This window comes from Streptomyces tropicalis, from assembly GCF_029269835.1.
Taxonomy (GTDB): domain Bacteria; phylum Actinomycetota; class Actinomycetes; order Streptomycetales; family Streptomycetaceae; genus Streptomyces; species Streptomyces tropicalis.
Window position 1 is genome coordinate 39,273 of the sequence record NZ_JARJBB010000015.1, and the last position, 26,603, is coordinate 65,875.

A 26,603-nucleotide genomic window follows, 5' to 3' on the forward strand; every position below is an offset into this window, starting at 1 on the left:
CCGGCGGAGGCCCGGGCACGGGCGGCGCGGGAGGGGTGGGCCCGGGTCCCGGTGGTCCGGGGGCCGGGGGCGTGGGCACCGGCGCGGGCGGGCCGGGGGGCGGCTCGGGGACGGGCGGCGGCTCCGGGGCCGGAACCGGGTGCGGGGGTTCGGGGTCCGGCCCCGGCCCGGGACCCGGCGTGGGCGCGGGCGGCACGGGGTCGGGGTACGGGTTCGTCATGGCGTCCTCCGGCCAGTCGTCGACGTCGGCTCTGGACTACTCCCCCCGCCTACCCGTCCCCCCGTCCCCCAGTCACCCGGCTGCCCCGCACGACCCGGTCGGGCCACCCGGAGACGCAGGTACCGGACGCCTCACCGGTCCCGTGCGCCGCCCTCCCCGGCCACGGCCCGCGCGGCGGCGGCCAGGCCCGGACGGGGACTGGCCAGCACCGGCAGCGGCGTGACCGTCAGGGACGCCGCCGGCGCCATGGACGCCTGGGCGAGGACCACGGCGTCGGCGTCGCGGACGCGGTCGGCCACGGCGGCGACCTCGCGGACGTAGCCGTCGCGGTCGCCCGCCTCGAAGCGGGCCCAGGCCCCGTCCGCGACGACGGCGCTGACCTCGGCCGGACGGCCCGCACGACGGGCCTCCTCCTCGATCAGCGCGACGGTCGGCGCGACGGTGCTCCGGACGGCCGCCACGACGACGACGCGCCGCCCGGCGGCCACCGCGGCGGCCGCCATCGGCCGGTCGACCCGCAGCACGGGCAGCCCGGCCGCGGCGCCGGCCGCCTCCGCGACGCCGCCGATGGTGGAACACGTGCAGAGCACGGCCCCGGCCCCCTCCGCGGCGGCCCGGCCGAGGACGTCCCGGACCGCGCCCGCCACGGCGCCGGGGCCGTCGCGGCGGGCGCGCGCGAGCAGCTCCTCGTCGACGAAGTGCCGTAGCCGCAGGCCGGGATGGTCCTCGTCGCGCAGCGCGTCGAAGACCGGCACGTGCACCGGGGACGTGTGCAGCAGGGCGAGCACGGTCAGCGCTCCGCCGGCACGGCCTGCGGGCTCCGCTCCTGGTCCGAGCCCGGCACCGGGGCGGAGGCGTCGGCCCCCAGCGCGACGATGCGGTTGTCGCGGTCCACGTGCACGACCCGGGGTTCGAGGGCCCGCGCCTCGGCGTCGGTCACCTGGGCGTAGCTGATGACGATGACGAGGTCGCCGGGGTGGACGAGATGGGCGGCGGCCCCGTTGATCCCGACGACACCGGAGCCGCGCTCCCCCTCGATGACGTACGTCTCCAGGCGGGCGCCGTTGGTGATGTCGACGATGTGGACGAGCTCGCCCGGCAGCAGATCGGCGGCATCGAGCAGATCGGCGTCGATGGTCACCGATCCCACGTAGTGCAGGTCGGCCTGGGTGACGGTGGCGCGGTGGATCTTGGACTTGAACATTGTACGAAACACGAAGAAACTCCCGATTCGTTCTGCTCCCTGCCTGCTTTGCAGGTCAAGGGCGATGCCGGGAGGCTACAACGTTTCGCATGCGGGGTCAGCTGTCGCCAGTGTTCGAGACGCACACTGACCCGTTGCTGACTTTTCTGACGGCGCGCCAGTCGCACGAGCGCGTGGGCCGTGGCACGTCGACACGCTTTCCTTTCCAGTCGGGTCTGGAGGTGAATCTGCTCCCGCACTCTGTCGCGGAACGACGTGACCGCGTACGCACTGCGCTTCGCGGGAGCATGCGTTCACAAGCACGGTGCGCCAGGCTCGCCTGCCGTCGCCGTCCCAACTGGGGTGACTGCCCGGTGGGCTCACCCGGAATACGGCGGCCGCCTCGACGAGTGCGGCCGCCGCCGCTCGACGTCAGCCGTCGTGGACCAGCGACCCAGCCACGGTTGCAGCGCCCTCAACGCGCGTCCGCCCTCCATTCCCAAGGCGGTCAGCGCAGGGAGTGGGTGCCCCGCGGGAGGCCGAACAGACGGAGGCGGCGATCTCCGCCACAGCGGCGAGGAGTTCACGCGCGAGCACATCGACACCGACGATCAGCGTGTTCGGCAGGCGTGCCGGCCGGGGCCCGGTGTGATGGACGCGGCCGGGTAGTGCGTCGGTAAGGCGCAGGCGCATGTCCCCGGAGTCGTACACGCGGAACTCGACATCCTGGCCGGCGCATCCGGACCAGCGCCGCCCAGAGTGGCGGTCATGTGCGGGCGCAGCAAGCCCGCGACGATCGCCGCCAGCCCCCGTCCACATGGCCTTGGCGACTAGAGGCAACCAACGCGGCCAGACCACCCGGCATCCGGTGAACCGTGTGGTCACGGCACGGGATCAAGCGCTCCGCGTCGGCATGAGACGGGCGGCCAGCGCGGCGGCGAACTCCTCGGCCCGTGCCAGCTGGGTGCGCAGATCTGTCACACGCTCAGCAGCGGCCCGCTCGAAACCGCGCACCCGCTCCAGGCATCCCTCCCGCTCGTCGGCGGTCAGCACCTCGCCGGAGTCGAGGCGGTCGGTGGCGTCCAGCAGGTCGCGCATCTGTTCAAGGGTGAAGCCGAGTGGTTTCATGCGGCGGATGACCATCAGGCGGGCGACGTCGCCCTCGGCGTACAGGCGGAAGCCGCCCTGCGAGCGGGTGGAGGGGACGACGAGTCCCGCCTCCTCGTAGTGCCGGATGGTACGCAGGGACAACTCGGTCCGCTCAGCGACCTCACCGATCTGCATGTGCTTGCCGTCCACGTCGCCGATCTGGCCCTTCTCTCTCCGCGCGGTGCTGCGACACACCCCGAGACCAATCCCTACTCTAACGTCAGGGTAGAGTTGTCGACGGTGAGAGACGGCCTGAGAGCCTCTCTCCCTCGCTTTACGGTGCGGGCCGGCGGCCCGGCTGCTGTCGGGGCCGATGCCGCCCTCGGCAAAGGGTATTGAGTCCCGCAGGAGACAGCGTGCACGAGCCCACGACGCCCAGCGCCGACGCCTGCCCGCCGTGACCCGCCGCCCCTGACACCGGTCGAGTCGCGGGCATGCGCCCGCCGCTCCCTCGAAGTCTTCCGGCCCGCATCCGGTGGGCCGGCCACGGCCTGCCGTCCGGGCTCGCCGTGCCCGTCCGTGCACCGAGGCCCACCGCCCTGCTGCGCCCTAGCTCGACAGGTAATAGGCCCTTGCCTTCTTCCGCGCCCTCCTCCCGGGTCAGCTCGGCCAGACTGCTGCGCGCCCCTGGCCGACCGGCCTGGCTGTCCCCGACCGTGTTCCGTACCGAGGCCCTCGCGGGCCTGGTGGTCGGTCTCGCCCTGATTCCGGAGGCGATCTCCTTCTCCGTCATCGCAGGCGTCGACCCGAAGGTCGGGCTGTTCGCCGCCTGCACCATGGCCATGGTGATCGCCTTCGTCGGCGGCCGACCGGCGATGATCTCCGCCGCCACCGGCGCCGTCGCCCTGGTCGTCGCGCCTGTCGTCCGCCAGCACGGGCTGAGCTACCTGATCGCCACGGTCATCCTCGCCGGCGTCTTCCAGATCATCCTCGGCGCGCTCGGCGTGGCCAAGCTGATGCGGTTCGTCCCGCGCAGCGTGATGGTCGGCTTCGTCAACGCCCTGGGCATCCTGCTGTTCACCGCCCAGATCCCCAACCTGCGCGACGTGCCCTGGCCGGTCTACCCGCTCGTCGCAAGCGGACTGGCGCTGATGCTGCTCTTCCCGAAGCTGACCAAGGCGGTGCCCGCACCGCTGGTCGCCATCGTGATCCTCACCGTGATCACCGTCGCCGCCGGGATCACCGTGCCGACCGTCGGCGACAAGGGCAAGCTGCCCTCCTCGCTGCCGGTGCCCGGCATCCCCGACGTGCCGTTCACCTTCCACACCCTCACCCTCATCGCGCCCTACGCCTTCGCCATGGCCCTGGTGGGGATCATGGAGTCGATGATGACCGCGAAGCTGGTCGACGACCTCACCGACACCCGCTCCAGAAAGACCCGAGAAGCGGTCGGCCAGGGCATCGCCAACATCGTCACCGGCATCTTCGGCGGCATGGGCGGCTGCGGCATGATCGGCCAGACCATGATCAACGTGAAGAGCGGTGCCCGCACCCGGCTGTCGACGTTCCTGGCCGGGTTCTTCCTGCTCATCCTGTGTATCGCGCTCGGCCCCGTCGTCTCCACGATCCCCATGGCCGCCCTGGTCGCCGTCATGGTCCTGGTCTCCGTCGGCACCTTCGACTGGCACTCGATCAATCCCGCCACACTCAAGCGGATGCCGATCGGCGAGACCACTGTCATGACCATCACCGTCATCGTCGTCGTCGCCACCGGCAACCTGTCCATCGGCGTCGTCGTGGGCTCCCTGACCGCCTTGGTGGTCTTCGCCCGCCGCGTCGCCCACCTCACCGACGTCACCTCGGTCACCGACCCGGACGGCACCCAGGTCGTCTACGCCGTCACCGGCCAGCTCTTCTTCGCCTCCTCCAACGACCTCGTCACCCAGTTCGACTACGCGGGCGACCCCGACAAGGTCGTCATCGACCTCACCGACACCCACATCTGGGACGCCTCCTCCGTCGCCGCCCTCGACGCTGTCGAGACCAAGTACGCCCAGCGCGGCAAAACCGTCGAGATCATCGGCCTGAACCACCCCAGCGCCTACCTCCACGGCAAACTCAGCGGCGAACTCACCGCCGGCCACTGAGCAGCAGGACAGGCGCACGGGTCCCCGACCCCGCGGCGACCGACGTGGCCCTCCATGTGCCTGGTGATCGGGCTCATCGCGATCGTCACCGCGAACCACGGGCAGCTCGCCCGTGCGGTTGCACATCGGCGGACCCGGCGCGGATGCGACGCAGATGGCGGGCAGCGCGGGGCGGTCGCGGAGGCCGGCACAGCGTGTGGCCTGCCGTGGTCGGCTGAGGTGTCGCGGTTCGGCACGGAGGTCGTCCGGCGCGGAGACGATCAGAGCCTTGAGCTGGTTGATGCCTGCGGTGGACGTGCACCGCGCCGTGCCGGGTGGCCAGCAGCACGCGCCCCGGATACGCGGCCTGATCACCCAGTTCCACCCCGACCTGGAACGCGTCCTCGGCCCGCGCCTGGACCACCCAACGGTGACCTGGCTGCTGGAACGCTACGGATCCCCGGCAGCGCTGCGAAAGGCCGGTCGTCGCAGGCTCGTTGAGGTGATCCGCCCGAAGCTCCGCGCATGGCCGCCCGGCTGATCGACGAGGTCTTCGATGCGCTCGACGAGCAGACCGTCGTGGTCCCCCGGACCGGCACCCTCGACACCGTGATCCCCTCCCCGGACCGTTCCCTGGCCGCCGTGCACGAACAGCGCCAAGCGCTGGAAGTCCAGATCAAATCCCTGCTGGAGGAGCACCCTCTTTCTGGAGGGACACCCTCTTCCCAAGGTCCTGACCTCCTCGATGCCGGAGGTCGCGGTCAGGACCGCCGCCGTGCTGCTGGTCACCGTCGGCGACGGCACAAACAGCCCCACCGCCGTCCACCTCGCCTCCTACGCCGGACTTGCCCCGGACACCAAGTCGTCGGGAACCTCGCTATTTGGCATCATGCAACCTTTACCTCTGGCAAAGGTTCTCTTGCACTGCGGTCTGCGTACCCAGGATGACGACCACCCGTCCGCACTGGGAGGCACCATGCCCGTCTCACGCAACGCGATCGGAACCGCCGCCATTGGCGGTGCTCTGAGCCTGACCCTTGCCGCGCTCATCTACCCGAGCATGCTGGGCATCCAGACCACCGCATCGAACCCGTCCCGCATCATCGCCAACACCCAATGGGGACCGCTCACCGAAGCCGACCGGAACTTCGTCGTCTTCGTGCGCTCCGCCGGGCTGTGGGAAGGCCCCTCGGGACAGCTGGCCATGCAGAAGGGCACGACCGCAGCCGTACGCGAGGCAGGGCGGCACCTGGTCATCGGGCATGCCGCGCTCGACGCCAACTGTCGCAGGATCGCCCCCGAGCTGAACATCACCATTCCCAACCAGCCCACACCCCAGCAGCAGGGCTTCCTGGCGACGTTCCAGTCCGACAGGGGCAAGCAGTTCGACACCGACTTTGCCAACACCCTGCGCATGACGCACGGTTCGATCTTCAACACCATCGCCAAGATCCGCTCCACCACGGAGAACACTCTCGTGCGGGCCCTCGCAGACCAGGCCAACGACGTGGTCCTGGACCACATCACACAGATGGAGAAGACCGGCCTGGTCAACTTCGACCAGGTGAACTTCCAGGAGACGACCCCGCCCAAGCTCCCCGCAGCCCAGGTCACACCACCCGTGCCGCAGCCGGGCGCGCCCGTCGTCGCCCTCACGGTGCCCCCCGGGCTGTCGGCCGAGGGGGTACCAACAGGCCCCGCCACGGCACCCCCACCCACGGCGTCCCCAACCGCGGGATGACCTCACGCGACATGGCAGCATGCACGAGCAGGCAGTTACGCCGTGGACTGGCGCCACGGGCCGAGTGGACCGACGGGACCCGCACCGTCGAGCTGCCGCGGCCAACGCGGCAACCTGGCCCGTATCCGCGTCCGAGGAGTGCCCGGCGGCCTTTGTGCCTTGTTCGCCGCCCGACGGAGTCGCGACACGACTCCGGCAGCCTGCGGCTACGCCTCTTCCCACAGGCCCCGCATCCAGAACACGAGCAGGCTTGTGTACATCGGCATGTCTTCGACTCGAAGACCGAAGGCTGTCCCGGACTGATGCTGTCCGAATGCCAATTTTCCTGATGGGGCGTCACACAAGGGCCTACTGGTAGCGGCGCGCTCGCAGTAGCTGCAGATGCCCACGTACTCTTCACCGCAGGCCGGGCACGGAGGACAGCGGTTTCTTCGCCATCGACAGTCCTTCCGCTGGGCACGCTCGCGGCTGCGCCACCGGAACAGAGGAACCCGTTGTGCTCGTGCGCCGGGTAAGGCGCCACCGTCAGTGACGACGCCGCGTATCCGGACTGGCGCAACGCCTACGCCCGCCACCCCGATGTAGTCGCCGCACGGCAAGGAACGCGCCGGTACCGCAGTGAGAAAGGCGTCGGCTGGGGCGGCAGGGCGCGATTGGGCGGTCGTTTGACCACCGCCCGTCGCCGGGTATTCCTGGGCACACCATTACGCTGCGGTTATGACCTCCACGCCTTCTCAAGGCGAGGCCGAACTGGATGCGGAGATAAGCCGCTTCGGCGAGGCATTGGCCGCAATCGACTTCGTGCCGAAGCCAGAGCACGACGGGGCTTTGCTGGCCGTCTACGCCTCGGCCCTCGAGAATCCGGGCAGTTGCCGGGAGTTCGCCACTTCGATCAGCGGCGACGGCTGGGACGTCGTCCGTTACGCCGGCGGCAGGGCCGCCGGCCGGCTCACCCATGAGGGTCGCAGAGGAGAAGTCGTCATCAAGCAGCTGAATTCCCGGTTCCAAGCTGTGGAGCAGTTGTTCCGCGGCTACCGGTCGGTCAAAGACGGTGAGCTGGCCATGCCCACTCGACCGGCATGGCTCGCAGTGCACTGTCAGGGAGCCTGGAGTCTGACCACGAGCACCGCCCGGCCAGCGAACGCGTAAGCCGCAAAGGTCCAGCTTATTCACTACGAGACGCGAACATCGACCAACGGGCCGTGTTGTGAAGGTACTTGCTTCGGGAGCGAGCGGAGCGGTGGGCCTTGATCAACGCGGCCGGGCTTCATACCCTCGCTCCATGGGACATGACGACCCTCCGACCCTTGAGCTTGCCTTGCCGGGTCCGGAACGTGACCGGGGTGTGGCGGCGATCCTGAGCGGTCAGAAGACCGCGCTCACGGGTCTCCTTGAGATCTACGAGCACGCCGGAGAGGCAGTACCGGCGACCGGTCAGCGATTCTCGGTGCTTGATTCTGACGGTCGTCCGGCCGTCACGATCGAGCTCGTCGACGTGCGCGTCGTTCCCATGAAGGAGATCGACGACGACTTCGCGCGAGCCGAGGGGCGCGGTTACTCCGACGTGGCCGAGTGGCGGGCAGCCCACGAAGAGTTCTTCCGGAGCGATGGCGTGAGCGAGTACCTGGGACGCACTCCAGTCATTGATGACGGCACTCTTGTCGTTGCGGAACGCTTCCGAGTGGTCGAGCCCGACTCGGCGGCCAGTGACCCGCCTCCGACTCGATGACGGTCCGGGAAGATCGGCCGGACAAGCCCTGCCAGCGCTGGGACGGCTGCTGGCCATAGCCACTCGTTGATGGATGCGACGGGCGCGGTTACCTCGTTCGGACGACGAGGTTCATGTCCCTATGGATCGACAGGGGCTGGTGCCAGGGGGTGCATCCTGGCCGCGCCTTTCCCCACCTCGTGACGCTGGTGGCGCTGAAGAGGAATCCTCCGTCGACGCTTCGTCATGGCTTGGGTTCCGCACCCATGAGTTCCCGGCAAGGGATGGTGCAGCACCGACGGCCACCTCCCTGGTCGCCCGCAGAGAGTGCAGCGATCACAACTTCGGCCCTGACTGCTGGATGGCTCGGACGAGGGGTGCGCCACGGCAGCCTCTACCGTTCTGATCAGGTCCGGAAAGACCGAACCCGCGGCGCTTGGCCTTCCAGCTGACCAGCTCGCTGCTGCTGCTCGCCGCCGCCAGCTCCTCCTTCCAGGCCGGGCCGGGCCTGCTGAAGGCACTGGCAGGCACGGCCGAACGGCCCGGCGTGCTGCCGCCCGTCCTCGGCCGAGCCAACCGGCACCACACCCCGTACTGGTCCGTGGTGATCTATCTGATCGCCGCCGCGCTGATCATCGTCGCGGCAGCCGGACAGGAACAGGAGCTCGTCCTGTTCTACGCGGTGGCCGTCTCCGTCAGCTTCCTCGTCGGCCTGCTCGCCATGGCGCGTTTCGCCCGCCGGGAGCGGAAGACCACTCTGGCCTGGACCAACGGCATGGCCGGCGCGGCCGTCGCCTTCACACTCGCCGTGAACCTGGTGCGCGGCTGGCCGGTGCTCTCCCTCGTCGCGACCCTCCTCGTCGCAGTCGCTCTGTACGCACTGTGGACCCGGGTGGGCCGTCCCACCGGCCTCGAGGACATCGAGGCACGCGCCGAAGCGGACTGAGACCGGTCACACGCCGGACGGCGCGGCCCAGCCGGGACGGGCGGACGGGCAGTGCGGCGCCCATGCGGGCCGCGCCACCCGTCCGTCCGCCGTTCCCCGCATCCGCTTCGGACGCATTGCATTCCGTCCTGATCACCTCGGGAGCCGACGGGCCCGTGCTAGCAGGGGTCCACGTTGTGGTCATCCCGGTCCCGCCGACTGGACACTCGGTGCACTCATGGGCCTCGTTTTGCATAATGCAAAAGTGAGGAAGGAGAACCGATGACCGCCACACCGGCAGCCACGGACGGGAAGCAGATCCCCAGTAACGAGACAGGGTGTGCCCCACCCCCGCCGAGGCTCGCGGCACTGCGCAACGCCTCCTGGGTCGTGATGGCACTGGCCGTGGTGGTCGGCGCCGGAGCGGGGGCGGGCTCGGTCGTCTTCCGCTGGTGCATCCAGACCTTCACCCGCCTGCTGTCCGGGCACGCCGACTATGCCGCCTCCCCCGGCGCGGCCAATCCGCACGCGCCCTGGCTCGGCCCGTACTTCGTCCTGTTCACTCCGGTCGTCGGCGGCCTGCTGTACGGGCCCCTGGTGCACCGATTCGCGAAAGAGGCACGCGGGCACGGCGTCCCCGAGGTAATGCTGGCGGTCGCCCAGCGCGGAGGTCGGATCAGTCCCAAGGTCGCAGTCGTCAAGACGCTCGCCTCCGCCCTGACCATCGGCTCCGGCGGCTCGGTGGGCCGCGAGGGGCCGATCGTGCAGATCGGGTCCGCGCTCGGCTCCACGCTGGGCCGCATGGCGGGAGCCACCGAGAACCGCATGAAACTCCTGGTGGCCTGCGGCGCCGCGGGCGGTATCGCGGCCACGTTCAACGCCCCCCTGGCCGGTGTCTTCTTCGCCATGGAGCTCATCCTGGGCACCTTCTCCGCCGAGGCGTTCGGTGCGACCGTGCTGGCCAGCGTCACCGCGAGCATCATCGGGCGCGCCGCCTTCGGCGACACCGCGTTCCTGAACCTGCCGGACTTCCACGTGGACCACCTCGCCGAGTACGGCCTCTTCGCCCTGCTCGGCGTGGTCGCGGCCGTCGTCGGCATGGGCTTCGCGCGCTTCCTGTACCTGGTCGAGGACGTCTGCGACCGGGTGTGGCGGGGCCCGGAGTGGCTGCGCCCGGCGGTCGGCGGGCTGGCGCTCGGCCTGGTGCTTCTGGCCCTGCCGCAGATGTACGGCGTGGGCTACCCCGTTCTGCAGAAGGCCACTGAAGGCGGCTACGTGGTCGGATTCCTCCTCCTGCTCCTGGTGGGCAAGATGCTGGCCACCAGCCTGACCATCGGCATCGGCGGCTCGGGCGGCGTCTTCGCGCCCAGCCTGTTCGTCGGCGCGATGCTCGGCTCGGCTTACGGCATCGGCGTCCACCACCTGCTGCCCGGCACGGCCGGCGCTGTCGGCGCGTACTCCCTGATCGGCATGGGTGCCACCTTCGCGGGCGGGGCACGGGCCCCCATCACCGCTGTCGTCATCCTCTTCGAACTGACCGGCGAGTACTCGATCATCCTGCCCCTCATGCTGGCCATCGTGCTGGCCACCGCGGCCAGCCGCCTGCTCTCCCGCGACACGATCTACACGCTCAAACTGCGCCGGCGCGGCATCGACCTCGAAGGTCCCGCGCCGGGGGCACGGATCGGCGCCCAGCACGTGGGCACCGTCATGGAACCGCTGCCCGCGCCCCTGCCCGCGGCGACCACCCTCACGGACGCAGCGGACCTGCTGAGCCTGTCCGGCCACGGCGCGCTGCCGATGATCGACGACTCCGGCCGCTACATCGGTGTCGTCACCGCCCAGGCGGTGGCCGAGGCCCTCGCGGAGCAGCCCGACGCAGCCCCCGCGACGGTCGGACGGCTGGCCGAACCGCCCGCGCATGTCACCACCGAACAGCCGCTCGCACAGGCACTGCACACGCTGCTGTCGGCCGCCGGCACCGGAGTGCCCGTACTCGACGCGGAACGGGGTACACCGGTCGGCTGGCTCAGCCACCAGAGCGCACTGCGCGCCGTGCACGAGACCACCTGAGCAGCCTCCCCTCGGGCCGCGCACGCCCTCCCCATCTCTTTTGCGCTGTGCAAGAATGGGTACGGGAAACCTCGACGTAGACATCGTCACCCAGGAGGTGAACCGTGGAATCGCAGCACGTCCGGCGTTCCTACTCCTTCGTGTGCCTCGACTGCGGACACGGATGGGAGGACACGTACGACCTCGACGTCACCGTGGACGACCACCAGCACGTCATCGCCACCTACCACCTGGACGGCAGGGCCGTGCCCTCCCCCCTCCAGTCCCCCCACTGCCCCGCCTGCGAACGCGGCAAGATACGCATCATGCGACCGGGGCGGGTGACGTCAGCACGCGCGCACGAGACGTGACAGTGCCGATGGCGCCTCCCGCCCCCAGGCGCAACGCCGCCTCCACGGCGACCGCCGCGACATGGAGCGCCGCTCCCGGGTCGGGGCGGGCGCTCCCGACGGACATTGCACCGCCGGCCGGGAGAACGGGCAGCCGTCGCCAGGAGGTGAACGAATGCCATGACCCGCCCATTCCAGTCGAGCAACCCCGGCCGATCCAACCGGCCCCGCCCGGCCGCGCCGCGCGGGGCGGGGGCGACGAGCCGCCCGCTCCTATCCGCCACCGAAGGGGGCGTCCTGCTGGTGGGCGTCTACACGGCGGTCTCGCCCTGGGTGACGCACTTCGCCGGGCGGAACCCGTACCTCACCGTCAACGACCTGATCGTCGGGCTCGGGGTCGCCGCACTCGCCGTCGCCTGCCGTCTCGCACCACCGAGTGCGCTGCGGCTCGCCTGGGTCACGGTCCCGCTCGGCCTGTGGATCATCCTGTCGCCGGCCGTCGTGACGGCCGCCCACGACGTGACGACCGCGATCGTCTGGAGCAACGGCAGCGCCGGATGCGCCACATGCCTGGCCGGCCTGCTCGCCACGAGCGCGGCGACGGGCGCGCCGGAATGAGGGCGCGGGGGCGTCGGCCCACCATCCGGATGCGACCCGACCCATTGAGCATGATGCAAGCTTTGCTCTCTGCAAGGCTTTATCGACGCAGCCTCGCGTACCCCCCGGTGTCCCCCGCAGATTCGCACCGGAAGGCACCCGTCGCGCAGCACCGTCGGAACCGTTGTCGTGTGCGGCGCACTGAGTCTGACCCTGGCCGCCCTCGCCCACCCAGGCATGCTCGGGCTCCAGAACGTCTCCAGTGATCCCTCTCGCGTGAGCGCGAGCACTCCGTACGGCCCGCTGACCGCGGGCGACCGCGACTTCGTCGTGAAGGTCCGGTCTGCCGGACTGCGGGAGTATTCCTCGGGGCGGACGGCTCTGGAAAAGGGAACGTCCACGGCCGTGCACACGGCGGGCCGGCACCTGGTGATCGGACACTCCGCGCTCGACGCCACGTGCCGCAGAATCGCTCCTCGACCGGGTATCACGCCGCCCGACCAGCCCACCCCCAGCAGCAGGGCTTTGTGGGGACGCTGACCGCAGACAGGGGGAAAGCAGTTCGACTCCGACCTGGCGAACATCCTCCGGGTGACGCACGCCCAGATCTTTCCGGCGCCCGCAAAGGTCCGCGCCCTCACGAAGAACACGCTGGTGCGCGACCTGGCCAACCAGGCCAACAACGTCGCCCTGGACCACATCAAGGTCTTGGAGGCCACCGGGCTGGTCACTTCGACCAGGTGAACTTCCAGGAGACGACCCCGCCGAAGCTGCCGGCCGGCCAGGTCACGCCCCCGCCGCCGCAGCCGGGCTCCCCCGTGGTGGCCCTCTCCCCTCCTCCGGGGTGCCGACGAACACGGCCGCGCCCGTACCGCCGGACTCCCCGGCAGCGGGCTGACGCGCGCGCGATGGTGCGCCGGCCGGGCCCGCGCAGCGTCAGGGGTGGCTGGAGATCCGGTACGAGCGAACCACCGCGGTCACGGTCGCACCGACCAGGGCCACCCCCCAAGGAGTCGGCCCGCGCATCGGCCCGGGCCCGGGCGTCGCACCGCGCGGCGGCACGCGCCCGAGAGGGTCCAGGACGACGGCGAGCGCGTCCCCGGGCCGCGTCGACCCGTCGCAGCCGCGCCAGATGCGGACGCCGAGCAGGACGCCGTCGCGGTCCGCCACCGAGCAGAGGTAGCGGGCGTGGTCGCCGCCACCCGCGGCCCGGGGCGCCTCGACCGACATCACCACCACGGAGCGCACCTGTCCCCGCTCGGCCAGCACCACTCCCGCGGCGGCCTGGGGCGCCTGGAGCGCGAGGCACGCACCGAGCAGGGCGGCGACACCGACCAGGGCGCGGCCGGCGCCCACGACGGACAGGTACAGGCCGAGGGCGGCCGCGCACACCAGGCCCGCCTCACCGTCGGCCAGCACCGGTACGCCGGTCAGGGCGCCGACGACGGCCGTGCCGATGATCGCCGAAGTGGCCGCGACACCCGCGAGCATGCCTTCCACGACGAGCCACCGTGGTGGCAGCCCGACAAACTCGGCCGGCCCCCAGACCGTGGCGCGAAGATGCGCCGCGAGATGCGACTCGGCGGAGTACGGGAGGCGACGCCTACGACGCATGCGTGCCGCACCTCCGCTTCCCTCCGTCCGGCGGTCGGCGTCGAGCCTGGCCGGGCCGGGACACGGCACCGAACACGGCGCCCACCCATACCTTGCATGATGCAAAATAGCGGCTCGCAGAGAAGGACGCGAGGGCGCGCCCCCGACCGGGCGTCAGGCGTCGTGCGCCACCACCCCGTCCACGATCCAGCCGAGCGGATGGGGCTCCGGATCGTCGGCCGCGGGGGCCGGTGGCTCTCCCCCCACCTCGTTGAAGGCGTTGAGGGCCTCGATGAGGGCGAACCGCTCGGTCGGCCGGAGGCGCTCCACGATGGCGGCGATCTCGGCACGGCGCCGGGCGGTGACGTCCTCGACGGTGCGCCGACCCTCCTCGGTCAACTGCAGCAGGGTCTCACGACGGTTGGCCGGGTTGGTCCGCCGGTCCGCCAGCCCCGCCGCGATGAGCCGGTCGACCATGCGCATGGCCGTGGAGGGCGCCACCTGGAGCAGCTCGGCGAGAGCGACCAGCTTGGTCGTCCCCCGGGTCGACAGCACGACCAGCATACGGAACTGGGCAAGAGTGACCCGGTCCTCCACCGCAGCGAGCGAACGGGCCGAGACCGCCACCAACAGGCGCGAAGCGGTCAGCACCGCCCTGGTGACGGCGTCGACATCGTCCAAGGCACCCGTCGGGGTCTCTCGCTCCTGCATGCGTCCTTTCTACCGCGCCCGGGACGCCACGTTCTCACGGACCGGTGAAGGACGCTCCTCCCGATCGGCCCCGATACCGCAGCAGCAGCATCGCGGCGTCGTCGTGGAGTGGTCCGGCCGCGTGCCGGACCAGGTCGTCCCGAAGGGCCCTCAGGGCACGATCCGCATCGGGCTCCTTCAGCAGGTGCGCCCGGTCGGGCAGCGGATAGAAGGAGCCGCGAGGATCCCTGGCCTCGGTGACCCCGTCCGTGTACAGCAGCAACTGATCACCCGGCGCGAGGTCCACCCGATAGGGCGCGGGCGCCTCGCCCCCGTGGGCGCCCAGTCCCAGCGGCAGGCAGAAGGCGTCCGGCTCGGGAAAGTCGACGCCGCCCGCCTCCCGGACGATCATCGGTGCCGGATGCCCGTGGTTGAGGAGAACGGCCTCCCGTCCCGGGCCGAACTCGGCGAGCACTGCGGTCACGAACTTCTCCCCCTCCACCTCCCGCGCCACACTCCGCTCCAGCCGCTCACCCAGCCCGACCAGGTCGGGTTCGTCATGAGCCGCCTCCCTGAAGGCCCCAAGCACCACGGCAGCGGTCTCGACGGCGGCCAGCCCCTTTCCCTGCACGTCGCCCACGATCACCCGGATCCCGTAAGGAGAGGCGATCACGTCGTAAAGGTCGCCGCCGATGCGTGCCTCCGCGACCGCCGAGGTGTACGACACGGCAGCCTGGAGCGTGCCCGCGGAGCGGGGCACGGGACGCAGCAGTACTCGCTGGGCCACCTCCGCCACCGACCTCACCTCGGCCAGCTCCGCCTCCTTGCGCGACCGCATCACGGCGGCGGCGACCCCTGCGCCGGTGACCCCCATGACCGAGGCCATCGCCGTGAACCCCCGGCGCTCCTCGAACAGCCCGTCGTACACGCCGAGGCCGACACACAGCAGCAGGGCCACCGCGCCGGTCAGTACCGTGCGCCGCCAGCCTCCGACGAGCCCGGAGAAGGCGGGGCCGAGCGAGACCAGGGGCAGGAACCCCACTCCGGGTCCGGCGACGACGTCGGCAACCATCACCACGGTCATGGCCGCCGCGGGCAGGCACGAGAGGACCACCGGGCCGGCTGCGGGTTTGTGCACGGTCATGACGCCCTCCAGCGGCGCGACGGAGCCGGAGCCGCCCGATCACTCATGTGCAGCGACTCTTCCTTTAGACTATGCAAAGGTTATCCGAGCCCACCACACCTGCCCGAGGTCCCGTCCCATCGGGACGGAGCGCCCGCGGGTCCATCCCTCCCGGAGGCGACCATGCCCCGCAGACCAACCACACGTCGCCCACCGCCCCTGCGCGCCGACTGGCGGCGGCTCGCCGCCAGGATGCCGATCAGCTTCTTCCGCGCGGGGCTGGGAAGACTGTTCGGCGGGCGCCTGCTTCTACTGCACCACACGGGCCGCCTCAGCGGGCTGGACCGCCTGGCCGTACTGGAAGTGGTGGAGCACGATCCGACCGGCGGCAGTTGGACTGTGGCCTCCGGGCTCGGCCCGAGGACCGACTGGTACCGCAACCTGAGGAAGCAGCCGAAGACCGTCGTCCAGGTGGGAGGATGCCACCACGCCGTCACGGCCCACTTCCTCACTCCCGATGACGGCGCCGAGGTGATGGTGCAGTACGCCCGTCGGCACCCGCGGACCGTGCGGCTCCTGTGCGCCTTCATGCATGTGCCCGTGGATGGCAGCGAATCCGCCTTCCGGGAGGCCGTCAGGGGCATCCCCTTCGTGCAACTGGAGGCGAGCGTCCCACCCCGGACGCCCTGACCGCCCACGCCCGCAGCGGCCCACCCCAGCCGGACGGTGGGGCACCCTGGGCATTTGCTTTGCATTATGCAAAAATTGGTTTCGGGGGCCCCGTCGGCGGTCGCAGTTGCCCGGCACCCTGGAGTGAAGCCCCGCGTCGCGGTGGGCAACGCACCGTCCGCCGACGGGCCCCTCTATGCCTCGCGGCGGCGACGCCGGGAGGCGGACCCACTCGTCACCGACTCTTGGCGCGACTATGACAGGACCTCTCGCCCGTGCACGCACCGCCATCGCGGTCGCGGTGTCCGCGGCACTCGCCGCCGTGACGGCTGGCTGCGCGAGCGGCGACGCCGCAGGCCGTGCCGCTCCCCTCCCCTCCTCGACCACCGGCTCTCCCGCCATCGGCCATGTCCGTGTCCGTGCCGCCGGAATCGACCTCACGGTCTCAGACGCCGTCGTACACCTCGACCGTTCCGGAGGCGGCACTCTCACCATGTCCGTCCGCAATGACGACGACGCCCCCGAACACCTGGACATGGTGGCCACCCCGGACGGCGGTCGCGGCATCCTCTCCGGAGGACGTTCCACCCACGGCGACGGAGCCTTGGACCCCGCCGGAATCCTGCTGCTCAGCGGCAGCACCGTCCGCTTCGACGGCAGCGGACCGCGCGTCCGGCTGGGCCACCTGCACGGGATCACCGCTCAGCACAACCTGCTCGTGACACTCCAGTTCGCCGTGGCCGGATTGGTCCGGCTCCAGGCGCGCGTCGTCTCGAACTGACATCGCGGCCCGACACCGCGCCATGGCGTCGGGGTGTTCCGATGATCCGGCGCCCGTCCGCCGGCCGCGGATACGCCGGCCCATGGGCCGGACGGAGCGCCATGGGCACCGAAGGCGAGACCGGGTCGCAGAACTCGACGTGCAAAGCGCCCCGTCCTGCTGGCCCCGGCCGCGGCGCCGCCAGAGCCGGGTTCTCCGCCGCCCTCGTGCGGTTCGCACTTCTTCGGCAGCTGGGCGAGGACCGGGCGGGCTGCGGTGATGTGGCCGGCAGCGGTGTTCGACCTCGCGTTCCCCGGCCTGAGCAGGGCCGCGACGGGTTCCCCCGTGCCGCCCGCGCCGTGGTCGACGAACCCCATCAGCGGATGATGCCCGTAGGTCTTCTTCCAGGTGGGTGCCGCGTCCTGCTTGTCAGAGTGCGCGACGACGAGGACGCCGTCCAGGTCCACCGTCACCTCGCCGCCCGTGTCCGGAGCATGGCCGTCGGCCATCGACCACACCCGCGAGAGGGCTTCGGACCGCTCCCGGCGGACGGCGTCGAGCGCCTTCCCGCCCGATACGGCGAGGGCGTTGATGAGACGGGAGACGGTCGGGTCGGAGGCAACCGGCCCGAAGACGGCCGGCTCGGACCGCAGCATGGCGATGGCCGCGAGGCAGTCCCCGCCGAGCGCGACCGCAAGAGCAAGGTCAAGAAGGATCTTGCCGGGATCATGGACGGCCTGCGGCCTGCGGCTTGCGCCACGGTGCCAGAGCGGCGGATATCGCCTGGCCGAGAGCGGCCTTGCGGACCGCCTCCACAAGCAGTACCGAACCGGCCTGCCAGACGACCTGACGTCCGTCGGCCCGTACACGCGGGTAGGACCCGATAGGCTGCTTCACCTGGAAAGCGCCTCCGGCTTCAGCGGGAACAAGGACCTCGACAATCCTCACCCTTGCTGGTCAGAGGCATTTTCTGCTTACGCGATCACCTGTCGGACAGCCCGGTTCATGAAAGCGCGAGGTTAGCCGCGCCCCGTTGGGCGGCGGCGGTGTCGGTGAGCGCACGCCCGCTGCCGCCCTCGGCGATCTCGGGCAGTGCGACAACTGCGATCGGTACCAACAGCGGCCACCGATTCACTCCTTGTGTCGTCTGCGGTTCGTACCCAGGCCCGGCTGGTCGGCTGTTCCGGGGTACGGACTCGGGACCGGCCCGGGTGTGGGCTGCGGGACGGGCTGGGCCTGGTGGATCACAGTCGCGGGGCTGGAACTCACGACGCGGTTGAACTTCCTGTTGCCGAGGCGGCTGTAGATCACGGCACCCGACTCGGCACCGATCACAGAGTCACCGTTGACGACCTTGTAGGGGCCGCCCACGGTCCTCCCCATGACTGCCTTCATCGCGTTGGCGCGTATTCGGTTCACATACCAGTGGGCTTCGCACGGAAAGCCTTCCCGGTTCAACGCTGATTGGATGCCGACTCACCTGATGAGTCATCAGGTGAGTCGAGGGATTCATGACATGTTGCTCACTGGGGTCGGAGGCGGTGAGGTAGAGGGTCAGTGCCGAACCACCCCGACCAGCGAACATCTCGCCCCGGCCCGCCTCACCCGCCGCCGGTTCTTGCCACGGTCCGGATCCGCGCTGACGTGGATGACGAGCCATGTCACTGATCACGCGGAGGTCATCTTGCGGACCGGGGAGGGCAGCAAGCGGTGACTCGGTCGGGCGGAGCCCCGCCCCGCCCGTGCGAAGCCCTCGCACGGTCCCTCACGGCCGGCGCGAGGGCTCCCGCACACCGGACGTCAGCCGAGCGGATCCGCCAGGTCCCAACCGTCCAGCAGGAGTCGGTCGACGGCATCGAGCGCGGCAGTCAGGCGCGTTGGGCGGTCGCCGCGCAGTTCGAGCCACGTGGCACCGGAGGCGGTGAGGACGTCGCGGAAGCGTCCGGTCATCCAGGGGCGCAGGTGTTCACCGTCGCGCAGGCCGTCGTCGTCGAAGGGCACACCCTCGTCGGAGGTGAGCAGATACAGGGCGCGCGGCGGCATGGCCGCGGCCGCCTTCAGGACGGGGTCGGTGGCGCGGCCTCTGTAGCGTTCCTGCCAGACGGTGGTGGCCAACGCGTCGGTGTCGCACACGAGCACCGGTCCGCCGACGCGGGCCGCGTGCTGCTCACTCTGGTTCTGACGGTGTGCGACCAGCTCGAAGTCCGTGTCGTGCCACTCCAGGTCGGACATGGCCGGCAGCGGCTCGGCGGGGCGGGCGACCGCGCGGGCGGAGGCGATTTTGGCAACGGTCAGTTCGCGTCCGTACTCCGGTACCCAGCGGGTGAGCGCGTGCGGACCGCCGCGGGCCCTCAGGGCGGTGGCGAGGTCCCGGGAGAGCGTGGTCGTACCGGTGGACTCCGCGCCGAGGACGACGACGCGCCGGGCGAGCCAGGCGCGCACCGGCGGTTCGATCTCCTCCCAGTGGCCGACGGGGTCGGCCCGGACCTGGGTACCGGAGATGGCGAAGGTGGTGCGGCCGAGGTCCAGCAGGACCGGTGCGGCGTCGAAGCGGCGGGCGAGTTCGGTGCCGTAGGGCTCGGAGCTGAAGACCGCGTCCACGCCGGGGGCGGGCGGGGCGGCGGCGACGGCCTCGCGCATCAGGGCGACATGGCCGCCCCAGGCGGTTTCGCTGCCGTAGTCCACCGGCAGGTCGTCGACGATGCCGACGACGGCGACATGGGGCTCACCGGCCCAGTGCTCTCTGATCCAGGCGACGCGTTCCGCGAGAGGTATCGACTCGTGACCGGCCGCCATGACGACGACCGTGACGCGCACGCAGGCGTCCACGGCGGAGCGGATCAGGAAGTGGTGACCGGAGTGGGGTGGATAGAACTTGCCGATGACCAGCCCGTGGGCGAAGGACGATCTCATGCGGTCACCGTCCGGTCCGGGACGGTTCCTCCGTCAGAGGGCCGGGCGGCGGCCAGATCGCGCCGCCAGGACCGCCATCCAGTCAGGCACATGGCCAGGAACAGCGTGTAGACGATAGCGGTGAGGTCCAGCGCTTTGACGAAGTAGAGGGGGATGTAGACGAGGTCGGCGACGATCCAGAACCACCAGTTCTCGATCTGCTTCGCGTTGAGCAGCCACTGCGCGGCCAGCGACAGCGCCGTGGTGAGCGCGTCCCAGAAGGGCGCGACGTCGTGGGCACGAGTCAGCAGCACTGTCAGCCCCCAGGTTGCCAGGACCACCAGTGCCGCCAGGACGAGCAGCGAAGACCTGGAAGCGTGGCCCATGCGCAGGCGTGAGCGCCGCTCTCCGCCGCGCAGCCACATCAGCCAGCCGTACGCGGCAAGGACCAGGTAGACGACCTGAAGTGCGGCGTCCGCGTAGAGGCGGGCACTCCAGAACAGCACGAAGAAGAAGAGGTTGTTGGCGATGCCCACGGGGAAGTTCCACACACTGACCCTGACGCACAACCACACGCAGACGGCCCCTGTGCCGAAGCCGAGCAGCTCGGACCATGTGACGGCATCCTGGCCGACCTGGAACAACTGGTGGTTCAGTGGCGCGACCAAGGCGCCGAGCGCGTCCGAGACGGACATGCCGCCCTCACCCCTCCCATTAATGTCTGAGTGACGATAATGGGAGCAGGTCAGCTTCGCAAGGGCCGCCTCACCTGCGGTGGACGCTGACGGCATAACCGCCGCCGTCGTACGGGTCCGCGCCCCAGGTGGCGAAGCGGTCGACGAGGGCGAGACCGGCCTCGGCGCAGCACTTGTCGTACTCGGGCAGAGCGATGCCGGGCGGCACCGGCAGATGGGCCCGGTCCAGACCGAAGCCGGCGACGAGCAGACCGCCCGGGCGCAGCACCGCGCCCAGGCGCTTGACCACACCGGCCTCGGTACCGGCGGCGAGCAGCGGAAACACGTTGCCCGCGACGACCACGAGATCGAAGTCCGCGACGATGCCGAGCCGGCCCGGATCGAACTCGGTCAGATCCGCCTGGAACCAGGGAAGTTCCGGCGCCTCCCGCCGCGCCACCGTCAGCATCGACGCGTCGAGGTCCACCCCGACGCAGTCGTACCCCAGCTCCGAGAGCCGGATCATGACCCGCCCGGTACCGCACCCGGCGTCCAGCACCCGCGCCCCCGCGGGCACGAGCGCGGCACAGAAGCGCGCCTCACCGTGCACGTCCTCGCCCCCCTCGGCCAGTGCCGCGAACCGTGCGGCATAGGCATGCCCGGACGTTCCCCCGGTCAGTTCTTCCCAACGGTTCATGACAGCAGCATAGATCCGGAGCCGCATGACCACTCCGACCGGGACGTCCTCTCCGGCGACCAGCGGCCGGACCCCATGCGGCCGCGTCGACGCCCGATGTCATTGCCCCGAACCGAGGGGCAGCAAGCCGGGACACGGTCTCGTCGCATGCTGACCGTTTACTGGCCCCGGGGCAGCGATCAGGACTCCGACCTGCGGCAACGCCCACACGCTAGATCTTGGACTTGAACAGAGTACGCAGCACTTTGGACGCCTGGAGGACAGCTCCCTGCCTGCTTTGTGCAGGTCAAGGGCGTTGCTCACCGTACATCGACATACCTTCGACCCGAAGACTCTCCAGCACATCGTGAGCCGTGGTGAGCGGACTTCTCAGCTGCGCGATGTGCGCGAAACAAGCCACCGCGAAGCCGTCGACCGGGAACGGGCTCGGAAGGCCGTTCCGGTCCGATGCCGATTGGATGCCGACTTGCCTGATGAGTCGTCAGTCACGTCGAGAGATCAGGAGCAAGGCGCTCACCGGGTTCAGCGGCAACGAGGTGGAGGCCCAGGACCGACCAGCACGCTCCTCCACCGCACGACCGAGCGCTTCCGCGTCATTTCCCCCTCCCCTCCCCTCCCCGCCCGCCCAAGGCGCATGGCAAAGTCTCGGATGACGACGCTGACGGGAACCCGTTCGGCCAGGACTCCCAGCAGATCGGGGCGGATCACGACGGCGCAACCGGTCATCCGCGGCCAGGCGAGGCGGTAGGAGCTCCTCTCGCACTCGGTACGCCGGCAGACCAGCCGGAAGGCCGGCCCGCGGTCGTCCTCCAGGATCAAGGAAGCCTCGGGCCGCAGGCGCAGCGCGGCACGGAGCCACCGGCCCGCTGTCAGCGTGAGGTCGACCAGCCTCAGACCGGGTTCCGGGTCCCCCATCGTGATCAGCCGGGGACGTACAGTACGTCCCCGGCGTCGGATCGTATCGAACGCTCGTTGGATCACACGGGCGATGGATCACTCTGCCCCGCTCTCCGGGTACCGTCAGGGTATGAGCCATCCGCACCCCGACCTGAAAGCCGCCCCGCCCCTGCCCGAAGGGGGGCTGCGCGTCATCGCCCTGGGCGGCCTGGGTGAGATCGGCCGCAACATGACCGTCTTCGAGCACGCGGGCAAGCTGCTCGTCGTCGACTGCGGCGTGCTGTTCCCCGAGGAGACCCAGCCCGGCGTGGACGTGATCCTGCCGGACTTCACGTCGATCCGGGACCGGCTGGACGACATCGTGGCCGTGGTCCTCACCCACGGTCACGAGGACCACATCGGCGGCGTGCCGTACCTGCTGCGCGAGCGGTCCGACATTCCCCTGGTCGGCTCCAAGCTGACGCTGGCGTTCCTGGAGGCCAAGCTCAAGGAACACGGCATCCGGCCGCGCACGGTGCGGGTGCGGGAGGGCGACCGGCGCGGCTTCGGTCCCTTCGACTGCGAGTTCGTGGCGGTCAACCACTCCATCCCGGACAGCCTCGCGGTCGCGATCCGCACCGGCGCCGGCATGGTGCTGCACACCGGCGACTTCAAGATGGACCAGTTCCCCCTCGACGACCGCATCACCGATCTGCGCGCCTTCGCCCGCCTCGGCGAGGAGGGCGTGGACCTGTTCCTCACCGACTCCACCAACGCCGAGGTGCCCGGCTTCACCACCTCCGAGCGTGAGCTGAACCCGGCGATCGAGCAGGTGATGCGCACCGCGCCGCGCCGGGTCATCGTCTCCAGCTTCGCCAGCCACGTGCACCGCATCCAGCAGGTCCTGGACGCCGCCCACCAGCACGGCCGCAAGGTCGCCTTCGTCGGCCGGTCGATGGTCCGCAACATGGGCATCGCCCGCGACCTGGGCTATCTGAAGGTCCCGTCCGGTCTGGTCGTGAGCACGAAGGAGCTGGAGAAGCTCCCGGACCACAAGATCACTCTGGTGTGCACCGGCTCCCAGGGCGAACCGATGGCCGCGCTGTCACGGATGGCCAACCGCGACCACATGATCCGCATCGGCAAGGGCGACACCGTCCTGCTCGCCAGCTCCCTCATCCCCGGCAACGAGAACGCCATCTACCGGGTGATCAACGGACTCACCCGGTGGGGCGCCCACGTGGTCCACAAGGGCAACGCCAAGGTGCACGTCTCCGGGCACGCCAGCGCCGGCGAACTCGTCTACTGCTACAACATCGTCAAGCCCCGCAACGTCATGCCCGTGCACGGCGAGTGGCGCCACCTGGTGGCCAACGCCGACCTCGCCATCCGTACCGGTGTCGACCCCGAGCGGGTCGTCATCGCCGAGGACGGCGTCGTCGTCGACCTGGTCGACGGACGCGCGTCCATCACCGGCAAGGTCCCCGCCGGCAACGTCTACGTGGACGGCATGGAAGTCGGCGGCGCCACCGAAGCGTCGCTGAAGGACCGCCTCACCCTCGCGGCCGAAGGCGTGGTCACGGTGGTGGCGATCGTCGACGCGGACACCGGCGCCCTCGCCGAGGCCCCCGACTTCCTGGCCCGGGGCTTCGTCCACGACGACACCACGTTCGAGCCGGTCATCCCCGTCATCGAGAAGACCCTGGCCACCGCCGCCGAGGAAGGCGTCGGGGACGCGCACCAGCTCGAACAACTCCTCGCCCGCGCCGTGGCGAACTGGGCGTTCCGCACCCACCGCCGCAAGCCCCTCATCATTCCCGTCATCATCGACGCCTGAGCCATGGCCCGGCAGCACGGTCGCCGTACCGGCCGCAGCACCGCCCGCGACGGACATCCCGGGCGGTTCCGCCTCAGCGACGGCCGGAAGCTGCCCCAGTTCCCGATCCCCGCCACCATGGCAACCTCCTGTCGGTTGCCGCTCCCTCTTCACCGGGTTCTCCCCTCGTCACCCACTCCATGCGTCACGCCCGCTCGCGGTTCTCTCTTCCGTGGAGTCCGGTTGACGTGTTGAGCCCGCCTGGGCTGCGGAACGGCGGTGCGGTCCCTCAGCGGTCTCGGCCGTCGGCAGTGCATCGGTCGCCTCGGGTTCGGGCGTTCTGATCAGGTTGATGTCTTCGGCTGAGGCTTGCCGCCCTCGACGCGCAGTCGCTCGTTGATGCGCTGCGCCTCTTCGAGCTGGTCCTCGAGGATGACGATGCGGCAGGCGGCCTCTATGGCGGTGCCCTGGTCGACGAGTTCGCGGGCGCGGGCGGCGATGCGCAACTGGTACCGGGAGTAGCGGCGATGGCCGCCATCGGAGCGCAGCGGGGTGATCAAGCGGTGTTCGCCGAGGGCACGGAGGAAGGCGGGGGTGGTGCCGAGCATCTCGGCGGCCCGGCCCATGGTGTAGGCGGGGTAGTCGTCATCGTCGAGAGGGCCGAGGGGACGGGAACCGGCAGGCGGCATAGACCTCTTCTTTCAGGGACGCGTCGGGGGGCCCGGGTGCCAGTACGGCACCCGGGCCCCGAGCTTTCAACACCATCTACCGGCGCGCTGCGCCGGCCTTCTTCTTCCGCAGGTGCCGCCTGGGAGGGCGGGGTTGCGGGGATCGCGAATGCGTGACCGGGGACCACCTTCCAATCCGGGGTCTTGCGGTACCCGGGCGGACTTCTTCCTCGCCCGGGCGATCCTGATGGCGTTCTGCTCCTTACCTTTCGATTACGTGGATACCGCGGGTGCTGCTCACAGCCCCCGCTGGGGCCGTGTCCTTCTGGTCCACCTGCACAGCAGTTCGTGCCTGCTGTACCCACGTCGACTTCTGGGTACGAAGACAACGTTAACCCTGCGGCGGGGGAATGTCTACCGTCGCCATGACAGTTTTTCTCCGTGGAGTGTGCGTCTGCTTCTGGCGCAGGTACATCAGGAAGTGTGCTCACTCGCATGGCGGCCCCCGCTTCACGTACCGCAGTCCTCCGTGGGACCGGCCCGGTGTTCGCCCACGCTGAACGGCGTCCCAAGCCGTGTATGTCCACTGCCGAAACCCCGCGCCGAGGCCCAGACCAGGACCGCTCTCCGACGGAAGGCCCTGCGAGACGTGGCCGCGCACGAGCCCACGTTCAGAGTGTCCTTCGGCCGGCTCCGGGGACGGGCTCGGACATCCCGGAGGCTCCGGGCCGTGACGCCTTCGCCGACCGCTTCCCGATCGACGGTGGGTTCCAGTGCGATGGCCTCACGATCTCCGGAGAGTGCCGACCCACCCGTTGCGGGTCTCCTCGCGAGGCTGCCGGCAGCAGGGGATCGGTGTCCCAGACCGTGCCCCTCACCTCCCCGCCGACCAGGCACAGCTGCACGAGGGCGGCGCCGGGCACGTACTGGAGCGGTGACCAGCTCGCTGATCACCAGCTGGGTCAGGCCCACGATCCGCTCGGAAACCCCAGCCGGGTGGCCGCAGCGCGCCATGCAGGCGAAGCCGGTGCCCTGCGGACCGGCACACCGCGTCATTCCGCAGGAATGCGAAACTCGAATTCGGGACGGTCCCACGGGACGGCGGGCGGGTTCGCGAGGGCGGTCCCGATCCGTACTGCACCGACGCGGTGGTAGAAGTCCTCGGCGGGAAGGTGCGACACGACCATGACACGGTCGAGCCCGGCGGCACGGGCCTCGGATTGCATGTGCGCGACGAGCAGTCGTCCGATACCCCGTCCTTGCGCTTCGTCGGCGACGAACAGCAGGTCGAGCTCCGGTGGAGCGAGAACGAGCGAGTAGAACCCGAGGATCCGTCCTCCATGCCCGTCGGAGCCGACGGCTACGTGGACGCGGTGGGCCTCGATGTAGTCGGGGCCGACCCGGTAGCCCGCGACTGCGGCTGCGTACACACCCTCGTAGGCGCCTGAGCCACGCACGAGCCGTGTGAGCCTTTTGGCGTCCCCCGCGACGGCCCTCCGTATGGTGATCGGCTGACTTTTCGGGGAAGTGCGTGAACTCATCGGGAGAGTATTTCGCACCGGGGTGCGCCTTCGTCCGGAGGGGTCGGCTGCCCGGGCAGGCGTTCCTGCGCCGCTCCGGGGAACCACTCGTCAGCTCCTGTCCGGTGCCGTCGGCGGCGCGCTCAGGCAGGGAGCCGGAGCGCTCATCAAGGCGTTGCGTGAGCGGCGCCGGTCCGTCCGCGCCCTCGCCGGCTGCTCCGTCTGGCCGACCTCCTGGAGGCAGAGCCCGATCCGGAAGCCCTCTTCCAACGGGACGAACGGCCGACCCCGGCGCTGCGGATCCGCTCCGACGACCCGCGCACCGTGTTCCGCATCGTCTCCCTTGAGGACCGGCTCGACGACGCCCTGCGTCTGCACCGGGAAATACGCCGGAAGCCGGACGAGCACGGCGCAGATACCTGGTCCCGCCACTACAGAAATACACCCGGACGCGGGAGAAATATTACGGGACGCTCCCGAAAACGCATGACCGTCGCCATCCGGCCTGTGTTAACGTGAGAGCAGTTGCAGTTTTGGTTGCCAGAGATTATTTCTTTGCAGAGCTTTCCGGATTTTTCCGGAGGGGTGATCATCGCGGCGACTCGGCTCCGCAAAGTGCGGAGTCCAGCACTGC

Annotated in this window: 23 protein-coding genes and 3 pseudogenes; 13 read left to right on the top strand and 13 right to left on the bottom strand. The window is 70.2% G+C overall.

Annotation, left to right across the window (positions count from 1 at the left end; genetic code table 11):
* Positions 1 to 351 precede the first annotated feature (351 nt).
* From P3H78_RS24415 to P3H78_RS24425, 3 genes are all read right to left on the bottom strand, one after another.
* The gene (locus P3H78_RS24415; RefSeq protein WP_276111297.1) at positions 352 to 1,008 is read right to left on the bottom strand and encodes an aspartate/glutamate racemase family protein; all 657 of its coding nucleotides are present in this window, start codon (positions 1,006 to 1,008) and stop codon (positions 352 to 354) included.
* A gap of 2 nt (positions 1,009 to 1,010) precedes the next feature.
* A complete protein-coding gene (gene panD, locus P3H78_RS24420) occupies positions 1,011 to 1,436 on the bottom strand; it encodes an aspartate 1-decarboxylase (protein ID WP_276111298.1) in 426 nt (141 codons plus the stop codon).
* An 861-nt stretch (positions 1,437 to 2,297) separates the two neighbouring features.
* Positions 2,298 to 2,702, bottom strand: coding sequence for a MerR family transcriptional regulator (locus P3H78_RS24425; RefSeq protein WP_276111396.1), 405 nt, complete (start codon positions 2,700 to 2,702; stop codon positions 2,298 to 2,300).
* A 422-nt stretch (positions 2,703 to 3,124) separates the two neighbouring features.
* Here P3H78_RS24425 and P3H78_RS24430 point away from each other — a divergent pair, with 422 nt between their 5' ends.
* The 10 genes and pseudogenes from P3H78_RS24430 (at position 3,125) to P3H78_RS33590 (ending at position 12,889) form a co-directional block, all read left to right on the top strand.
* Complete coding sequence (locus P3H78_RS24430; RefSeq protein WP_276111299.1) at positions 3,125 to 4,639, top strand: SulP family inorganic anion transporter; 1,515 nt, start codon at positions 3,125 to 3,127, stop codon at positions 4,637 to 4,639.
* Between the two features lie 334 nt (positions 4,640 to 4,973).
* Positions 4,974 to 5,516: pseudogene (locus P3H78_RS24435) on the top strand (transposase); the annotation flags it as partial.
* A gap of 78 nt (positions 5,517 to 5,594) precedes the next feature.
* Positions 5,595 to 6,359, top strand: coding sequence for a DUF4142 domain-containing protein (locus tag P3H78_RS24440; RefSeq protein WP_276111397.1), 765 nt, complete (start codon positions 5,595 to 5,597; stop codon positions 6,357 to 6,359).
* 717 nt (positions 6,360 to 7,076) lie between these two features.
* Positions 7,077 to 7,508 carry a hypothetical protein gene (locus P3H78_RS24445; protein ID WP_276111300.1) on the top strand — a complete coding sequence of 144 codons (432 nt, stop codon included), beginning with the start codon at positions 7,077 to 7,079 and terminating at the stop codon, positions 7,506 to 7,508.
* 133 nt (positions 7,509 to 7,641) lie between these two features.
* Complete coding sequence (locus P3H78_RS24450) at positions 7,642 to 8,088, top strand: ASCH domain-containing protein (RefSeq protein ID WP_276111301.1); 447 nt, start codon at positions 7,642 to 7,644, stop codon at positions 8,086 to 8,088.
* Between the two features lie 415 nt (positions 8,089 to 8,503).
* Positions 8,504 to 9,013, top strand: coding sequence for an APC family permease (locus tag P3H78_RS24455; RefSeq protein ID WP_276111302.1), 510 nt, complete (start codon positions 8,504 to 8,506; stop codon positions 9,011 to 9,013).
* Positions 9,014 to 9,385: 372 nt separating this feature from the next.
* Positions 9,386 to 11,065, top strand: coding sequence for a chloride channel protein (locus P3H78_RS24460; protein WP_276111398.1), 1,680 nt, complete (start codon positions 9,386 to 9,388; stop codon positions 11,063 to 11,065).
* Positions 11,066 to 11,169: 104 nt separating this feature from the next.
* The gene (locus P3H78_RS24465) at positions 11,170 to 11,415 is read left to right on the top strand and encodes a hypothetical protein (protein WP_276111303.1); all 246 of its coding nucleotides are present in this window, start codon (positions 11,170 to 11,172) and stop codon (positions 11,413 to 11,415) included.
* Positions 11,416 to 11,574: 159 nt separating this feature from the next.
* Complete coding sequence (locus P3H78_RS24470) at positions 11,575 to 12,012, top strand: SPW repeat protein (protein ID WP_276111304.1); 438 nt, start codon at positions 11,575 to 11,577, stop codon at positions 12,010 to 12,012.
* A 180-nt stretch (positions 12,013 to 12,192) separates the two neighbouring features.
* Positions 12,193 to 12,889 (top strand): annotated as a pseudogene (locus P3H78_RS33590) (DUF4142 domain-containing protein).
* Positions 12,890 to 12,927: 38 nt separating this feature from the next.
* Here the strand turns inward: P3H78_RS33590 and P3H78_RS24480 are convergent.
* The 3 genes from P3H78_RS24480 to P3H78_RS24490 all read right to left on the bottom strand — a co-directional run bounded on the left by P3H78_RS24480 (position 12,928) and on the right by P3H78_RS24490 (position 15,418).
* Entirely contained in the window at positions 12,928 to 13,605 is a 678-nt protein-coding gene (locus P3H78_RS24480; protein ID WP_276111305.1) for a hypothetical protein, read from the bottom strand.
* A gap of 153 nt (positions 13,606 to 13,758) precedes the next feature.
* Positions 13,759 to 14,295, bottom strand: coding sequence for a MarR family winged helix-turn-helix transcriptional regulator (locus P3H78_RS24485; RefSeq protein ID WP_276111306.1), 537 nt, complete (start codon positions 14,293 to 14,295; stop codon positions 13,759 to 13,761).
* 34 nt (positions 14,296 to 14,329) lie between these two features.
* Entirely contained in the window at positions 14,330 to 15,418 is a 1,089-nt protein-coding gene (locus P3H78_RS24490) for a PP2C family protein-serine/threonine phosphatase (RefSeq protein WP_276111307.1), read from the bottom strand.
* A gap of 162 nt (positions 15,419 to 15,580) precedes the next feature.
* Between P3H78_RS24490 and P3H78_RS24495 the strand changes: the two genes are divergently transcribed.
* The gene (locus P3H78_RS24495; protein WP_276111308.1) at positions 15,581 to 16,087 is read left to right on the top strand and encodes a nitroreductase family deazaflavin-dependent oxidoreductase; all 507 of its coding nucleotides are present in this window, start codon (positions 15,581 to 15,583) and stop codon (positions 16,085 to 16,087) included.
* A gap of 472 nt (positions 16,088 to 16,559) precedes the next feature.
* The gene (locus P3H78_RS24500; RefSeq protein WP_276111309.1) at positions 16,560 to 16,847 is read left to right on the top strand and encodes a hypothetical protein; all 288 of its coding nucleotides are present in this window, start codon (positions 16,560 to 16,562) and stop codon (positions 16,845 to 16,847) included.
* A gap of 218 nt (positions 16,848 to 17,065) precedes the next feature.
* Here the strand turns inward: P3H78_RS24500 and P3H78_RS24505 are convergent.
* The 5 genes and pseudogenes from P3H78_RS24505 to P3H78_RS24525 form a co-directional block, all read right to left on the bottom strand.
* Positions 17,066 to 17,723 (bottom strand): annotated as a pseudogene (locus P3H78_RS24505) (transposase); the annotation flags it as partial.
* Between the two features lie 234 nt (positions 17,724 to 17,957).
* Positions 17,958 to 18,209: a hypothetical protein gene (locus tag P3H78_RS24510; RefSeq protein ID WP_276111310.1), complete on the bottom strand. Its 252-nt coding sequence runs from the start codon at positions 18,207 to 18,209 to the stop codon at positions 17,958 to 17,960.
* Between the two features lie 417 nt (positions 18,210 to 18,626).
* Positions 18,627 to 19,739 carry an AAA family ATPase gene (locus P3H78_RS24515; protein ID WP_276111311.1) on the bottom strand — a complete coding sequence of 371 codons (1,113 nt, stop codon included), beginning with the start codon at positions 19,737 to 19,739 and terminating at the stop codon, positions 18,627 to 18,629.
* Complete coding sequence (gene pnuC / locus P3H78_RS24520) at positions 19,736 to 20,413, bottom strand: nicotinamide riboside transporter PnuC (protein WP_276111312.1); 678 nt, start codon at positions 20,411 to 20,413, stop codon at positions 19,736 to 19,738. The genes P3H78_RS24515 and pnuC overlap by 4 nt, the downstream gene beginning before the upstream one ends.
* A 70-nt stretch (positions 20,414 to 20,483) precedes the next feature.
* Entirely contained in the window at positions 20,484 to 21,089 is a 606-nt protein-coding gene (locus P3H78_RS24525) for a class I SAM-dependent methyltransferase (protein WP_276111313.1), read from the bottom strand.
* Positions 21,090 to 22,116: 1,027 nt separating this feature from the next.
* Between P3H78_RS24525 and P3H78_RS24530 the strand changes: the two genes are divergently transcribed.
* Positions 22,117 to 23,802 carry a ribonuclease J gene (locus tag P3H78_RS24530; RefSeq protein WP_276111314.1) on the top strand — a complete coding sequence of 562 codons (1,686 nt, stop codon included), beginning with the start codon at positions 22,117 to 22,119 and terminating at the stop codon, positions 23,800 to 23,802.
* Positions 23,803 to 24,125: 323 nt separating this feature from the next.
* On the opposite strand, the gene P3H78_RS24535 is transcribed toward P3H78_RS24530, so the two are convergent.
* Together P3H78_RS24535 and P3H78_RS24540 are read right to left on the bottom strand one after the other, a co-directional pair.
* The gene (locus P3H78_RS24535) at positions 24,126 to 24,470 is read right to left on the bottom strand and encodes a MerR family transcriptional regulator (protein ID WP_276111315.1); all 345 of its coding nucleotides are present in this window, start codon (positions 24,468 to 24,470) and stop codon (positions 24,126 to 24,128) included.
* Between the two features lie 1,031 nt (positions 24,471 to 25,501).
* On the bottom strand, positions 25,502 to 25,990 hold the full coding sequence (locus P3H78_RS24540) for a GNAT family N-acetyltransferase (protein WP_276111316.1): 489 nt from the start codon (positions 25,988 to 25,990) through the stop codon (positions 25,502 to 25,504).
* Positions 25,991 to 26,603: the final 613 nt, after the last annotated feature.